Genomic DNA, 14,075 nt, shown 5'->3' on the forward strand with positions numbered 1-14,075 from the left:
CCAACTCCTCGAACCTTATGGGTACTCAGCGCAACATGCCGCTGCCGTAACCCTTCAGGTTGGCTTTCTTCATCAGGGATTCGTACTGGTGCGAAACGAGGTGCGATTGTACTTGGGACATGAAGTCCATCACAACCACGACGACGATCAGCAACGAGGTCCCGCCAAGGTAGAACGGTACGTTTGCCGCAACCACCAGGAACTGGGGAAGCAGACACACGGCCGTCATGTAAAGAGCACCGAACATGGTCAAGCGAGTCAGAACGCCATCAATGTAGCGCGCAGACTGCTCACCTGGACGGATGCCCGGAATAAAGGCACCGGACTTCTTCAGGTTTTCCGCTACGTCTTTCGGATTGAACATCAACGCCGTATAGAAGAAGCAGAAGAAAATAATCCCTGCACTAAACAGCAGAATATTCAACGGCTGACCAGGAGCGATCGACTGCGAGATGTCCTGCAACCAGCCCATACCTTCAGACTGGCCGAACCAGGCACCCAACGAAGCCGGGAACAGCAAAATGCTGCTCGCGAAAATGGCCGGAATAACACCGGCCATGTTCACCTTCAGCGGCAAGTGGCTAGTCTGCGCAGCGAAGACCTTACGGCCCTGCTGACGCTTGGCGTAGTGAACAGCAATACGACGCTGACCACGCTCAATGAACACCACGAAACCGATAATCGCTACTGCCAGCAAACCGATGGCAACCAGGGCGAAGATGTTGATATCACCCTGACGTGCAGACTCGAAAGACTGCCCGATCGCTCTCGGAAGACCGGCGACGATACCCGAAAAAATCAACATCGAGATACCGTTGCCAACACCACGCTCAGTAATCTGCTCACCCAGCCACATCATGAACATCGCACCAGCCACAAAAGTGGATACCGCGACGAAATGGAAGCCAAAGTCACCAGTGAACGCAACGCCCTGCCCCGCCAGACCAATGGACATGCCAATTGCCTGAACAAGAGCGAGGACGACAGTGCCGTAGCGGGTGTACTGGCTGATCTTGCGACGGCCAGCTTCACCTTCCTTCTTCAACTGCTCCAGCTGCGGGCTGACGGCGGTCATCAGCTGCATGATGATCGATGCCGAAATGTACGGCATGATCCCCAGTGCAAAGATGCTCATCCGCTCCAGCGCGCCGCCGGAAAACATGTTGAACAAGCTAAGAATGGTCCCCTCATTCTGTCGAAACAGGTCCGCGAGTCGGTCCGGGTTGATACCTGGAACCGGGATGTGTGCGCCTATTCGGTAGACGATAATCGCCAGGAACAGAAAACGCAGACGAGCCCAGAGTTCAGACATACCGCCTTTGCCGAGCGCAGAGAGAGCACCTTGCTTAGCCATTTATTCCTCGAACTTGCCGCCAGCTGCTTCGATAGCCGCACGCGCACCTTTGGTGGCGCCGATTCCCTTTCCGATGGTAACAGCGCGAGTCACTTCGCCGGACAGCATGATTTTCACACGCTGTACGTTGACGTTGATCACGTTGGCATCTTTCAAGGACTGCACGGTGACGATGTCGCCTTCCACTTTAGCCAGCTCGGACAAACGCACTTCTGCGCGATCCATGGCTTTCAGGGAAACGAAACCGAACTTCGGCAGGCGACGATGCAGCGGCTGTTGACCGCCTTCAAAGCCTGGAGCAATGGTGCCACCGGAGCGGGAGGACTGACCTTTGTGGCCACGGCCACCGGTCTTGCCCAAACCACTACCGATACCACGGCCCGGACGATGCTTTTCGCGACGGGAACCCGGCGCTGGACTCAGATCATTGAGTTTCATCGATTAACCCTCGACACGCAGCATGTAGTAAGCCTTGTTGATCATCCCGCGATTCTCGGGAGTATCAAGTACTTCTACAGTGTGACCGATGCGACGCAGACCCAGACCCTTAACGCACAGTTTGTGGTTAGGGATGCGGCCGGTCATGCTTTTGATCAGCGTAACTTTAACGGTAGCCATGATCAGAAGATCTCCTTGACGCTTTTGCCACGCTTGGCGGCAATGGATTCAGGAGACTGCATAGCCTTCAAACCTTTGAAAGTGGCGTGAACCACGTTTACCGGGTTAGTCGAGCCGTAGCACTTGGCCAGAACGTTCTGAACGCCAGCAACTTCGAGAACAGCACGCATAGCGCCGCCAGCGATGATACCGGTACCTTCAGATGCAGGCTGCATGTACACCTTCGAAGCGCCGTGACCGGACTTCATTGCGTACTGCAGGGTGGTGCCGTTCAGATCAACTTGGATCATGTTGCGACGAGCAGCTTCCATTGCCTTCTGGATCGCAGCAGGCACTTCACGTGACTTGCCACGGCCGAAGCCAACACGCCCTTTACCATCACCAACCACGGTCAACGCGGTGAAAGTGAAGATACGGCCGCCTTTTACGGTTTTGGCTACGCGGTTAACTTGAACCAGCTTCTCAATGTAGCCTTCGTCGCGCTTTTGGTCGTTATTTGACATAACTTAGAACTCCAGCCCAGCTTCACGAGCAGCATCAGCCAGCGCCTTGACGCGGCCGTGGTACTTGAAGCCAGAGCGGTCGAAAGCCACCTGCGAGACGCCAGCGGCTTTAGCACGCGTAGCGACCAGCTGGCCAACCTTAGTGGCCGCGTCGATGTTGCCAGTGGCGCCATCACGCAGTTCTTTATCCAAAGTCGAGGCAGATGCCAGGACTTTGTTGCCGTCGGCCGAAATGACCTGGGCGTAGATGTGCTGCGACGAGCGGAACACGCAGAGACGCACGACTTCGAGTTCGTGCATTTTCAGGCGTGCTTTGCGAGCGCGACGCAGTCGAGTAACTTTTTTGTCGGTCATTTGCTATGCCCTACTTCTTCTTGGCTTCTTTACGACGGACGACTTCGTCCGCGTAGCGCACACCTTTGCCTTTGTACGGCTCTGGTGGACGGAAGTCGCGGATCTCGGCGGCCACTTGACCTACCAGCTGCTTATCGATACCCCGGATCAGGATATCGGTCTGGCTAGGAGTCTCAGCGGTGATGCCTTCCGGCAGTTCATAATCCACTGGGTGCGAGAAGCCAAGAGCCAGGTTCAGCACTGTGCCTTTTGCTTGCGCTTTGTAACCAACACCGACCAGCTGGAGCTTACGCTCGAAGCCTTGGCTTACGCCTTGGACCATGTTGTTTACCAACGCACGAGTGGTACCAGCCATTGCGCGAGTTTGTTGATCGCCATTGCGAGCAGCGAAACGCAGCTCACCAGCTTCTTCAACGATCTCAACGGACGAATGGATGTTCAGTTCGAGAGTGCCCTTGGCACCCTTCACCGAAAGCTGTTGGCCTGCGAATTTTACTTCGACACCGGCTGGCAGCTTAACGGGGTTCTTAGCGACGCGTGACATGCTTATCCCCCCTTAGAACACAGTGCAAAGAACTTCGCCGCCGACACCGGCAGCGCGCGCAGCACGATCCGTCATCACACCTTTGTTGGTGGAGACGATAGACACACCGAGACCGCCACGAACTTTTGGCAGATCATCGACGGACTTGTACTGACGCAGGCCTGGACGGCTAACGCGCTTCACTTCCTCGATGACCGGACGGCCTTCGAAGTACTTCAGCTCGATGGACAGCAGTGGCTTGATTTCGCTGCTGATCTGATAACCCGCAATGTAACCTTCGTCCTTCAGGACTTTGGCAACAGCTACCTTCAAAGTAGAAGATGGCATGCTTACGACGGACTTTTCAGCCATCTGGGCATTACGGATTCGAGTTAGCATGTCCGCTAACGGGTCCTGCATACTCATGGGCTAGACGCTCCTAATACACAAAAAATTAGCCTTGCGGCTACTACGTGTCGCCGAGTACATCCATGCGAAAAAAGCACGGGCTCAGGCGAGCCGGGTATTCTAGACACACCCCACAAATGAATCAAGCCCCAAAAGGGGCTTGATTCAAGTTCAAGGTCACCGGCGGTCAGGATCTTGCGATCCCGAACACCGAGACTTTGATAGTGCTTACCAGCTGGCTTTAACCAGACCAGGTACGTCACCACGCATTGCCGCTTCACGCAGTTTGTTACGGCCGAGGCCGAACTTGCGGTAAACGCCGTGTGGACGACCGGTCAGGCGGCAGCGGTTACGCATGCGCGAAGCGCTTGCGTCACGTGGCTGCTTCTGCAGAGCTACTGTAGCTTCCCAACGCGCTTCTGGACTTGCGTTCAGATCAACGATGATAGCTTTCAGTGCTGCACGCTTTTTGGCGTACTTGGCAACCGTGAGCTGACGCTTCAGCTCGCGGTTTTTCATGCTCATCTTGGCCATTTTCCTACTCCAATCAGTTGCGGAACGGGAATTTGAAAGCACGCAACAGGGCGCGACCTTCATCATCGTTCTTGGCAGTGGTGGTCAGGGTAATGTCCAGACCGCGGAGAGCATCGATCTTGTCGTAGTCGATTTCCGGGAAGATGATCTGCTCTTTAACGCCCATGCTGTAGTTACCACGACCATCGAAGGACTTGGCATTCAGGCCGCGGAAGTCGCGAACCCGAGGCAGGGAGATCGACAGCAGACGATCCAGGAATTCATACATACGCTCACGGCGCAGGGTCACTTTGACGCCGATCGGCCAACCTTCACGGACTTTAAAGCCAGCGATGGATTTCCGAGCGTAGGTCACAACGACTTTCTGGCCGGTGATCTTTTCCAGGTCAGCAACAGCGTGCTCGATGACTTTTTTGTCACCGACCGCTTCGCCCAGACCCATGTTCAGGGTGATTTTGGTAACGCGTGGAACTTCCATCACGTTCGAAAGCTTAAGTTCTTCCTTAAGCTTCGGTGCGATTTCCTTCCAGTAAATCTCTTTTAGTCGTGCCATGGTCTTCTACCTAGCAGTGTTCAAGCATCAACCGCTTTTTGGGTCGACTTGAAGACACGAATTTTCTTGCCGTCTTCTACTTTGAAACCAACGCGGTCAGCCTTGTTGGTTTCGCCGTTGAAAATGGCGACGTTAGAAGCGTCCAGTGGAGCTTCTTTTTCGACGATACCGCCTTGTACGCCCGACATCGGGTTAGGCTTGGTATGACGCTTAACCAGGTTCAGACCGCCAATAACCAGACGGTTGTTAGCGAGAACCTTAAGCACCTTACCGCGCTTACCTTTGTCTTTGCCGGCGATCACGATGATCTCGTCGTCACGACGAATCTTTTGCATGTCGGATCTCCTTACAGCACTTCTGGGGCGAGCGAGACGATTTTCATGAACTTCTCAGTACGAAGTTCACGGGTCACTGGCCCAAAGATACGGGTGCCGATCGGCTCTTGCTTGTTGTTCAGAAGAACAGCAGCGTTGCCATCAAAGCGGATAATGGAGCCATCTGCACGACGTACGCCGTGACGAGTGCGGACTACAACAGCAGTCATCACTTGGCCTTTTTTCACTTTACCGCGAGGAATTGCTTCCTTCACGGTAACTTTGATGATGTCACCGATACCAGCGTAACGACGATGGGAGCCACCCAGCACCTTGATGCACATAACGCGGCGAGCGCCGCTGTTATCGGCCACATCGAGCATGGATTGAGTCTGAATCATATAATTTCTCCGACCCCTAGTCCTTAGACTTCCACAGCGCGTTCGAGAACATCAACCAGTGCCCAAGACTTGGTCTTGGCCAGCGGACGAGTTTCACGAATAGTGACTTTGTCGCCGATGTGGCACTGATTGGTTTCGTCGTGCGCGTGCAGCTTAGTCGAACGCTTAACGTATTTACCGTAGATCGGGTGCTTTACGCGACGCTCGATCAGAACGGTGATGGTCTTGTCCATTTTGTCGCTGACAACACGGCCAGTCAGCGTACGGACGGTTTTTTCGGCTTCAGCCATGATTACTTACCTGCCTGCTGTTTGAGCACAGTCTTCACGCGAGCGATGTCACGCTTAACTTGCCGGAGCAGGTGAGACTGCCCCAACTGGCCAGTTGCTTTCTGCATGCGCAGATTGAACTGGTCGCGCAGCAGGCCGAGCAGTTGCTCGTTAAGCTGCGGCGCGTCTTTTTCACGAAGTTCGTTCGCTTTCATCACATCACCGTCCGTTTAACAAAAGCGGTGGCGAGCGGCAGCTTTGCAGCAGCCAGGGCAAAAGCCTCACGCGCCAGCTCTTCAGAAACGCCCTCGATTTCATACAGGACTTTGCCTGGCTGAATCTGGGCAACCCAGTACTCCACACTACCCTTACCTTTACCCATCCGAACTTCGAGGGGCTTTTTGGAAATAGGCTTGTCCGGGAATACACGGATCCAGATCTTGCCGCCACGTTTAACGTGACGGGTCAGTGCACGACGCGCTGACTCGATCTGACGAGCGGTGAGACGACCACGAGCTACAGACTTCAGCGCGAACTCGCCGAAGCTGACTTTGCTACCGCGCTGAGCCAGACCACGGTTGTGGCCTGTCATCTGCTTGCGGAACTTCGTACGCTTTGGTTGCAACATTTGGCGTACCCCTTACTTAGCAGCTTTTTTACGAGGCGCTGGTGCTTGTGGTTTCAGTTCTTCTTGGCGACCACCAATTACTTCGCCTTTGAAGATCCAAACCTTTACACCGATCACACCGTAAGTGGTGTGAGCTTCGTAGTTGGCATAGTCGATGTCGGCACGCAGGGTGTGCAGTGGCACACGACCTTCGCGATACCATTCAGTACGTGCGATTTCAGCACCGCCGAGACGACCGCTCACTTGGATTTTGATGCCTTTGGCACCAATGCGCATGGCGTTCTGTACAGCGCGCTTCATAGCGCGACGGAACATTACGCGACGCTCCAGCTGCTGAGCTACGCTCTGCGCAACCAACATACCGTCGAGTTCCGGCTTGCGGATTTCTTCGATATTGATGTGCACAGGCACACCCATTTGTTTGGTCAGGTCCTGACGCAGTTTCTCAACATCTTCACCTTTCTTCCCGATAACGATACCTGGACGAGCGGTGTGGATGGTGATACGTGCAGTTTGAGCCGGACGATGGATATCGATACGGCTTACGGACGCGCTTTTTAGTTTGTCTTGGAGATACTCACGCACCTTCAGATCAGCGAACAAATAGTCCGCATAAGTCCGACCGTCTGCGTACCAGACGGAGGTGTGCTCCTTGACGATTCCCAGGCGAATGCCAATGGGATGTACTTTCTGACCCATCTCTTCGACTCCGTTACTTGTCAGCAACCTTGACAGTGATATGGCAAGACCGCTTGACGATGCGATCAGCACGGCCTTTGGCACGTGGCATGATTCGCTTCAGCGAACGCCCTTCGTTGACGAAAACGGTGCTGACTTTAAGGTCATCAACGTCTGCGCCTTCGTTATGCTCGGCGTTGGCTACGGCCGACTCCAGCACTTTCTTCATGATCTCGGCGGCTTTCTTACTGCTGAAAGCCAACAGGTTGAGCGCTTCGCCCACCTTCTTCCCGCGGATCTGGTCGGCGACCAAGCGGGCTTTCTGGGCGGAGATTCGAGCGCCCGACAACTTAGCGGCTACTTCCATCGTTCCTTACCCCTTAACGCTTGGCTTTCTTGTCTGCCACGTGCCCACGATATGTGCGGGTACCGGCAAACTCGCCCAGTTTGTGGCCGACCATGTCTTCGTTCACGAGAACTGGAACATGTTGACGACCGTTATGCACTGCAATGGTCAGACCGACCATTTGTGGCAGGATCATCGAACGACGCGACCAGGTTTTCACTGGTTTGCGATCGTTCTTTTCCGCCGCCACTTCGATCTTCTTCAGTAGGTGAAGATCAATAAAAGGACCTTTTTTCAGAGAACGTGGCACTGTCGTATCCCTCTATTTACTTGCGACGACGGACGATCATTTTGTCGGTACGCTTATTACCACGAGTCTTCGCGCCCTTAGTCGGGAAGCCCCATGGCGATACCGGATGACGACCACCAGAGGTACGACCTTCACCACCACCATGTGGGTGGTCAACCGGGTTCATGGCAACACCACGAACGGTTGGGCGAACGCCACGCCAGCGTTTGGCACCAGCTTTACCCAGCGAACGCAGGCTGTGCTCGGAGTTCGAGACTTCACCCAGGGTCGCGCGGCATTCAGCCAGCACTTTACGCATCTCACCAGAACGCAGACGCAGGGTCACGTAGACACCTTCACGAGCGATCAGCTGAGCCGAAGCACCAGCGGAACGAGCGATTTGCGCGCCTTTACCTGGCTTCAATTCGATGCCGTGTACGGTGCTACCAACTGGAATGTTACGCAGTTGCAGAGCGTTGCCCGGCTTGATCGGTGCCAGAGCACCTGCGATCAGCTGGTCGCCAGCACTCACGCCTTTAGGCGCGATGATGTAGCGACGCTCGCCATCTGCGTACAGCAGCAGAGCGATGTGAGCAGTACGGTTTGGATCGTATTCGATACGCTCGACAGTGGCAGCGATGCCATCTTTGTCATTGCGACGGAAATCGACCAGACGATAATGCTGCTTATGGCCACCACCGATGTGACGAGTGGTAATACGACCATTGTTGTTACGACCACCAGTCTTCGATTTTTTCTCGAGCAGCGGTGCGTGAGGAGCGCCTTTATGCAGCTCCTGGTTGACCACCTTGACCACAAAACGGCGGCCAGGGGAAGTCGGTTTGCATTTAACGATTGCCATGATGCACCCCTTCCTTACTCAGCACTGCTGCTGAAATCGAGATCTTGGCCTGGCTGAAGGGAGATAACTGCCTTCTTCCAGTCATTACGCTTGCCCAGACCGCGAGCAGTGCGCTTGCTCTTACCCAGAACATTCAGGGTAGTAACACGCTCTACTTTCACGCTGAACAGGCTTTCGACGGCCTTCTTGATTTCCAGCTTGGTTGCGTCAGTTGCAACCTTGAAAACGAACTGGCCTTTCTTGTCAGCCAGAACCGTAGCCTTCTCGGAAACGTGCGGGCCAAGCAGAACTTTAAATACGCGTTCCTGGTTCATCCCAGCAGCTCCTCGAATTTCTTCACGGCCGACACGGTGATCAACACCTTGTCGTATGCGATCAGACTAACTGGATCGGAACCTTGCACGTCACGTACATCAACGTGTGGCAGGTTACGAGCAGCCAGGTACAGGTTCTGATCAACCACTTCAGACACGATCAAGACGTCAGTCAGGCCCATGCCGGTCAGTTTGCTCAGCAGATCTTTGGTCTTCGGTGCATCAACAGCGAAGTCCTGAACCACAACCAGACGATCAGTACGCACCAGCTCAGCAAGGATGGAACGCATTGCTGCGCGATACATCTTCTTGTTCAGCTTCTGGGTGTGATCCTGAGGACGAGCTGCGAAAGTGGTACCGCCGCCACGCCAGATTGGGCTACGGATAGTACCGGCACGAGCACGGCCAGTACCTTTCTGACGCCATGGGCGCTTACCGCCACCACGAACGTCGGAACGGGTCTTTTGCTGCTTGCTACCTTGACGGCCGCCGGCCATGTAGGCCACGACTGCTTGGTGAACCAGCGTCTCGTTGAATTCGCCGCCAAATGTCAGTTCGGAAACTTCGATCGCTTGAGCGTCATTTACATTTAATTGCATGTCAGCTTCCCCTTAACCGCGAGCCTTGGCTGCTGGACGTACAACCAAGTTGCCGCCAGTAGCGCCAGGAACAGCGCCCTTGACCAACAACAGATTGCGTTCAGCGTCCACGCGCACTACTTCGAGGGACTGCACGGTCACGCGCTCAGCGCCCATATGACCGGACATTTTTTTGCCCTTGAATACACGACCAGGAGTCTGGCACTGGCCGATAGAGCCTGGAACGCGGTGGGACACGGAGTTACCGTGGGTATTATCTTGCCCGCGGAAGTTCCAACGCTTGATCGTACCCTGGAAGCCTTTACCCTTGGACTGACCGGTTACATCAACCAGTTGACCAGCGGCGAAGATTTCAGCGTTGATCAGATCGCCGGCCTGGTACTCGCCTTCTTCAAGGCGGAATTCCATTACGGTACGACCAGCGGCAACGTTCGCTTTAGCGAAGTGGCCAGCCTGAGCAGCTGTAACACGCGAAGCACGACGCTCGCCTACAGTGACTTGCACTGCACGATAGCCATCGGTCTCTTCAGTTTTGAACTGGGTGACGCGATTCGGCTCGATCTCAATGACCGTGACCGGAATGGAGACACCTTCTTCGGTGAAAATACGGGTCATACCGCATTTACGACCGACTACACCAATAGTCATGTTGTAAACCTCATGAGTGTACGGGGCTTTCACCCGCTATGGCCGCCCATTTCAGAGCGTTACACGACTAAGACCGAGTCTTAGCCGAGGCTGATCTGCACTTCCACACCGGCCGCAAGATCAAGCTTCATAAGAGCATCAACGGTTTTATCCGTTGGCTGGACGATGTCCAGAACGCGCTTATGAGTACGGATCTCGTACTGGTCACGCGCATCTTTGTTGACGTGCGGGGAGACCAGAACGGTGAACCGCTCTTTACGGGTAGGCAGTGGAATTGGACCACGCACTTGAGCACCAGTACGTTTCGCGGTTTCCACGATTTCCTGGGTGGATTGGTCGATCAGGCGATGGTCAAAAGCCTTCAACCTGATACGGATTTGCTGATTTTGCATTGGATTTCAGACTCCGGCTGCTATTCCCACCGAGCGCAATACGCCCGTTAAAAGGAGGCGCAATTCTATAGACGCCCCAGATAGGTGTCAACCCAATAAAAAAGCCCCCGCTAAGCGGGGGCTTTTTCAAGTCATCACTTATTAAGCGATGATTTTGGCTACGACGCCAGCGCCGACGGTACGACCGCCTTCACGGATAGCGAAACGCAGACCATCTTCCATTGCGATGGTTTTGATCAGGGTGACAACCATTTTGATGTTGTCGCCTGGCATTACCATTTCAACGCCTTCCGGCAGTTCGCAGTTACCGGTCACGTCAGTGGTCCGGAAGTAGAACTGTGGACGGTAGCCTTTGAAGAACGGAGTGTGACGACCGCCTTCTTCTTTGCTCAACACGTACACTTCAGCTTCGAAGGTAGTGTGCGGCTTAACCGAACCTGGCTTGACCAGAACCTGGCCACGCTCAACGTCGTCACGCTTGGTGCCACGCAGCAGCACGCCGCAGTTCTCGCCAGCACGACCTTCGTCGAGCAGTTTGCGGAACATTTCAACACCGGTGCAGGTGGTGACGGTAGTGTCACGCAGACCAACGATTTCCAGTGGATCCTGAACCTTGACGATACCGCGCTCGATACGACCAGTTACAACAGTACCGCGACCGGAGATCGAGAATACGTCTTCGATTGGCATCAGGAACGGCTTGTCGATAACACGGACTGGATCTGGGATGTAGCTGTCCAGAGTCTCAACCAGTTTACGAACGGCAGTGGTGCCCATTTCGTTGTCGTCTTGGCCGTTCAGAGCCATCAGAGCCGAACCGATGATGATCGGAGTGTCGTCACCTGGGAAGTCGTAAGTGCTCAGCAGATCGCGCACTTCCATCTCAACCAGTTCCAGCAGCTCAGCGTCGTCAACCATGTCAGCCTTGTTCAGGAAGACAACGATGTACGGAACGCCAACCTGACGGGACAGCAGGATGTGCTCACGGGTTTGTGGCATCGGACCATCAGCGGCCGAGCAAACCAGGATAGCGCCGTCCATCTGAGCAGCACCGGTGATCATGTTCTTCACATAGTCAGCGTGACCTGGGCAGTCAACGTGAGCGTAGTGACGAATCAGCGAGTTGTATTCAACGTGCGCGGTGTTGATGGTGATACCACGAGCCTTTTCTTCTGGAGCGCTATCGATTTTGTCGAAAGCAACAACAGCCGAACCGAAAACTTCGGAGCAGACGCGAGTCAGAGCAGCAGTCAGAGTGGTTTTACCATGGTCAACGTGACCGATGGTGCCAACGTTGACGTGCGGTAGGGAACGATCAAATTTTTCTTTAGCCACGACAATTAACTCCTAGCCTAAAGGGGCTGAATCAGCCTTGTTTTTTGGTAACGGTTTCGACGATGTGCGACGGAGCCGTATTGTATTTTTTGAATTCCATAGAGTAGCTTGCGCGACCTTGGGACATGGAACGGACGTCGGTCGCATAACCGAACATCTCACCCAGCGGAACTTCAGCACGAATTACTTTGCCGGAGACCGTGTCTTCCATACCCAGGATCATGCCGCGACGACGGTTAAGGTCGCCCATCACGTCACCCATATAGTCTTCAGGTGTAACAACCTCTACCGCCATGATCGGCTCAAGCAACTCACCACCGCCCTTCTGGGCCAGTTGCTTGGTAGCCATGGAAGCAGCCACCTTAAACGCCATCTCGTTGGAGTCGACGTCGTGGTAGGAACCATCAAACACAGTAGCCTTCAGGCCGATCAGCGGATAGCCGGCAACAACGCCGTTCTTCATCTGCTCTTCGATACCCTTCTGGATAGCCGGGATGTATTCCTTAGGAACCACACCACCCACTACTTCGTTCACGAATTGCAGACCTTCCTGACCTTCGTCAGCAGGAGCAAAACGGATCCAGCAGTGGCCGAACTGACCACGACCGCCGGACTGACGAACGAACTTGCCTTCGATTTCGCAATTCTTCGTGATGCGCTCACGATAGGAAACCTGAGGCTTACCGATGTTGGCTTCGACGTTGAACTCACGGCGCATCCGGTCAACCAGGATGTCCAGGTGCAACTCGCCCATGCCGGAGATGATCGTTTGACCAGTCTCTTCATCAGTTTTGACGCGGAAAGATGGATCTTCCTGAGCAAGTTTGCCCAGAGCGATACCCATTTTTTCCTGGTCGTCCTTGGTCTTAGGCTCTACGGCAACCGAAATAACCGGCTCCGGGAAGTCCATGCGAACCAGGATGATTGGCTTGTCAGCGTTGCACAAAGTTTCACCAGTGGTGACGTCCTTCATGCCGATCAAGGCCGCGATGTCACCAGCGCGTACTTCCTTGATTTCTTCACGGGCGTTTGCGTGCATTTGCACCATACGACCCACACGCTCTTTCTTGCCTTTAACCGAGTTGATCACGCCGTCGCCGGAGGCCAACACGCCCGAGTAAACTCGAACGAAGGTCAAGGTACCCACGAATGGGTCGGTAGCGATCTTGAACGCCAGAGCCGAGAACGGCTCGCTGTCGTCTGCGTGACGCTCCATTTCCTTGGTCTCGTCATCCGGGTCAGTACCCTTGATGGCAGGAATGTCGGTAGGAGCAGGCAGGTAGTCGATAACGGCGTCGAGAACCAGGGGAACACCCTTGTTCTTGAAGGAAGAACCGCAAACAGCCAGAACGATCTCGCCAGCGATAGTACGCTGACGCAGAGCGGCCTTGATTTCCGCGTTGGTGAGTTCTTCACCTTCGAGGTACTTGTTCATCAGCTCTTCGCTGGCTTCGGCTGCAGCTTCAATCATGTTGCCGCGCCATTCGTCAGCCAGTTCCTGCAATTCAGCAGGGATAGGCTTGCGAACAGGAACCATGCCTTTGTCGGAGTCATTCCAGTAAACAGCTTCCATGGCCATCAGATCGATCTGACCCTGGAAATTGTCTTCGGAACCGATAGCCAACTGGATTGGCACCGGGGTGTGACCCAGACGCTGCTTGATCTGACCGATCACGCGCAGGAAGTTCGCACCAGCACGGTCCATCTTGTTTACGTAAACAAGACGTGGAACGCCGTATTTGTTGGCCTGACGCCATACGGTTTCCGACTGAGGCTCAACACCCGAGGTACCGCAGAACACAACGACCGCGCCGTCGAGAACACGCAGGGAACGTTCAACTTCAATAGTGAAGTCAACGTGGCCCGGGGTGTCGATGACGTTGAAGCGGTATTGGTCTTTGTGCTGCTTCTCGGAACCCTGCCAGAAGGCGGTAATGGCAGCAGAAGTAATGGTAATACCACGCTCCTGCTCCTGCACCATCCAGTCGGTGGTCGCGGCGCCGTCATGCACCTCGCCCATTTTGTGACTTTTGCCAGTGTAAAAAAGGACGCGCTCGGTGGTGGTGGTTTTACCAGCATCCACGTGAGCTACGATACCAATGTTACGGTAGCGATTAATCGGTGTTGTACGAGCCATAAAGCCCTCGCAAAAT

General features: G+C 54.4%; 24 protein-coding genes. All 24 read right to left on the bottom strand.

From position 1 onward, the window contains the following. Positions 1-25: 25 nt before the first annotated feature. Positions 26-1,354, bottom strand: coding sequence for a preprotein translocase subunit SecY (gene secY / locus J2Y86_RS14765; RefSeq protein WP_003228718.1), 1,329 nt, complete (start codon positions 1,352-1,354; stop codon positions 26-28). Then, a complete protein-coding gene (gene rplO / locus J2Y86_RS14770; RefSeq protein ID WP_007896782.1) occupies positions 1,355-1,792 on the bottom strand; it encodes a 50S ribosomal protein L15 in 438 nt (145 codons plus the stop codon). Positions 1,793-1,795: 3 nt separating this feature from the next. Continuing rightward, a complete protein-coding gene (gene rpmD, locus J2Y86_RS14775; protein WP_003186033.1) occupies positions 1,796-1,972 on the bottom strand; it encodes a 50S ribosomal protein L30 in 177 nt (58 codons plus the stop codon). A 2-nt stretch (positions 1,973-1,974) separates the two neighbouring features. After that, on the bottom strand, positions 1,975-2,475 hold the full coding sequence (gene rpsE / locus J2Y86_RS14780) for a 30S ribosomal protein S5 (RefSeq protein ID WP_007943782.1): 501 nt from the start codon (positions 2,473-2,475) through the stop codon (positions 1,975-1,977). A gap of 3 nt (positions 2,476-2,478) precedes the next feature. Beyond that, entirely contained in the window at positions 2,479-2,829 is a 351-nt protein-coding gene (rplR, locus tag J2Y86_RS14785; RefSeq protein ID WP_003186037.1) for a 50S ribosomal protein L18, read from the bottom strand. A 10-nt stretch (positions 2,830-2,839) separates the two neighbouring features. Beyond that, positions 2,840-3,373, bottom strand: a complete 534-nt coding sequence (rplF, locus tag J2Y86_RS14790) for a 50S ribosomal protein L6 (RefSeq protein WP_007896774.1) — start codon at positions 3,371-3,373, stop codon at positions 2,840-2,842. Between the two features lie 12 nt (positions 3,374-3,385). Continuing rightward, a complete protein-coding gene (rpsH, locus tag J2Y86_RS14795; protein WP_003186040.1) occupies positions 3,386-3,778 on the bottom strand; it encodes a 30S ribosomal protein S8 in 393 nt (130 codons plus the stop codon). A 210-nt stretch (positions 3,779-3,988) separates the two neighbouring features. Further along, positions 3,989-4,294, bottom strand: a complete 306-nt coding sequence (rpsN, locus tag J2Y86_RS14800; RefSeq protein ID WP_003176414.1) for a 30S ribosomal protein S14 — start codon at positions 4,292-4,294, stop codon at positions 3,989-3,991. A gap of 13 nt (positions 4,295-4,307) precedes the next feature. Continuing rightward, positions 4,308-4,847 (bottom strand): 50S ribosomal protein L5, encoded by a 540-nt coding sequence (gene rplE, locus J2Y86_RS14805; RefSeq protein ID WP_003176415.1) that lies wholly within the window; start codon positions 4,845-4,847, stop codon positions 4,308-4,310. Between the two features lie 20 nt (positions 4,848-4,867). Further along, positions 4,868-5,182 (bottom strand): 50S ribosomal protein L24, encoded by a 315-nt coding sequence (rplX, locus tag J2Y86_RS14810; protein ID WP_003176416.1) that lies wholly within the window; start codon positions 5,180-5,182, stop codon positions 4,868-4,870. A gap of 11 nt (positions 5,183-5,193) precedes the next feature. Continuing rightward, positions 5,194-5,562: a 50S ribosomal protein L14 gene (gene rplN / locus J2Y86_RS14815; protein ID WP_002555479.1), complete on the bottom strand. Its 369-nt coding sequence runs from the start codon at positions 5,560-5,562 to the stop codon at positions 5,194-5,196. Positions 5,563-5,585: 23 nt separating this feature from the next. Next, positions 5,586-5,852: a 30S ribosomal protein S17 gene (gene rpsQ / locus J2Y86_RS14820; protein WP_003176419.1), complete on the bottom strand. Its 267-nt coding sequence runs from the start codon at positions 5,850-5,852 to the stop codon at positions 5,586-5,588. Between the two features lie 2 nt (positions 5,853-5,854). Continuing rightward, on the bottom strand, positions 5,855-6,046 hold the full coding sequence (gene rpmC / locus J2Y86_RS14825; protein ID WP_008030901.1) for a 50S ribosomal protein L29: 192 nt from the start codon (positions 6,044-6,046) through the stop codon (positions 5,855-5,857). Then, positions 6,046-6,459: a 50S ribosomal protein L16 gene (gene rplP, locus J2Y86_RS14830; RefSeq protein WP_007896757.1), complete on the bottom strand. Its 414-nt coding sequence runs from the start codon at positions 6,457-6,459 to the stop codon at positions 6,046-6,048. The genes rpmC and rplP overlap by 1 nt, the downstream gene beginning before the upstream one ends. A 12-nt stretch (positions 6,460-6,471) precedes the next feature. Then, the gene (rpsC, locus tag J2Y86_RS14835; protein WP_003176422.1) at positions 6,472-7,158 is read right to left on the bottom strand and encodes a 30S ribosomal protein S3; all 687 of its coding nucleotides are present in this window, start codon (positions 7,156-7,158) and stop codon (positions 6,472-6,474) included. 13 nt (positions 7,159-7,171) lie between these two features. Next, positions 7,172-7,504, bottom strand: a complete 333-nt coding sequence (gene rplV, locus J2Y86_RS14840; RefSeq protein WP_003103908.1) for a 50S ribosomal protein L22 — start codon at positions 7,502-7,504, stop codon at positions 7,172-7,174. 13 nt (positions 7,505-7,517) lie between these two features. Next, the gene (rpsS, locus tag J2Y86_RS14845) at positions 7,518-7,793 is read right to left on the bottom strand and encodes a 30S ribosomal protein S19 (protein WP_002555486.1); all 276 of its coding nucleotides are present in this window, start codon (positions 7,791-7,793) and stop codon (positions 7,518-7,520) included. Between the two features lie 16 nt (positions 7,794-7,809). Further along, on the bottom strand, positions 7,810-8,634 hold the full coding sequence (rplB, locus tag J2Y86_RS14850; RefSeq protein WP_003210080.1) for a 50S ribosomal protein L2: 825 nt from the start codon (positions 8,632-8,634) through the stop codon (positions 7,810-7,812). A 14-nt stretch (positions 8,635-8,648) separates the two neighbouring features. Beyond that, positions 8,649-8,948 (bottom strand): 50S ribosomal protein L23, encoded by a 300-nt coding sequence (gene rplW, locus J2Y86_RS14855; protein ID WP_002555488.1) that lies wholly within the window; start codon positions 8,946-8,948, stop codon positions 8,649-8,651. Beyond that, positions 8,945-9,547: a 50S ribosomal protein L4 gene (rplD, locus tag J2Y86_RS14860; RefSeq protein ID WP_095630591.1), complete on the bottom strand. Its 603-nt coding sequence runs from the start codon at positions 9,545-9,547 to the stop codon at positions 8,945-8,947. Before rplD ends, rplW begins: the two co-directional genes overlap by 4 nt. 12 nt (positions 9,548-9,559) lie before the next feature. Further along, positions 9,560-10,195 carry a 50S ribosomal protein L3 gene (rplC, locus tag J2Y86_RS14865; RefSeq protein WP_003186059.1) on the bottom strand — a complete coding sequence of 212 codons (636 nt, stop codon included), beginning with the start codon at positions 10,193-10,195 and terminating at the stop codon, positions 9,560-9,562. Positions 10,196-10,275: 80 nt separating this feature from the next. Continuing rightward, positions 10,276-10,587: a 30S ribosomal protein S10 gene (rpsJ, locus tag J2Y86_RS14870; protein ID WP_003186070.1), complete on the bottom strand. Its 312-nt coding sequence runs from the start codon at positions 10,585-10,587 to the stop codon at positions 10,276-10,278. A gap of 141 nt (positions 10,588-10,728) precedes the next feature. After that, positions 10,729-11,922, bottom strand: a complete 1,194-nt coding sequence (gene tuf / locus J2Y86_RS14875) for an elongation factor Tu (protein ID WP_150582439.1) — start codon at positions 11,920-11,922, stop codon at positions 10,729-10,731. A 31-nt stretch (positions 11,923-11,953) separates the two neighbouring features. Continuing rightward, on the bottom strand, positions 11,954-14,059 hold the full coding sequence (gene fusA / locus J2Y86_RS14880) for an elongation factor G (RefSeq protein WP_253432682.1): 2,106 nt from the start codon (positions 14,057-14,059) through the stop codon (positions 11,954-11,956). Between the last annotated feature and the right edge of the window lie 16 nt (positions 14,060-14,075).

The sequence above is a fragment of the Pseudomonas migulae genome, from assembly GCF_024169315.1.
In the GTDB taxonomy this organism is placed as follows: Bacteria; Pseudomonadota; Gammaproteobacteria; order Pseudomonadales; family Pseudomonadaceae; genus Aquipseudomonas; species Aquipseudomonas migulae_B.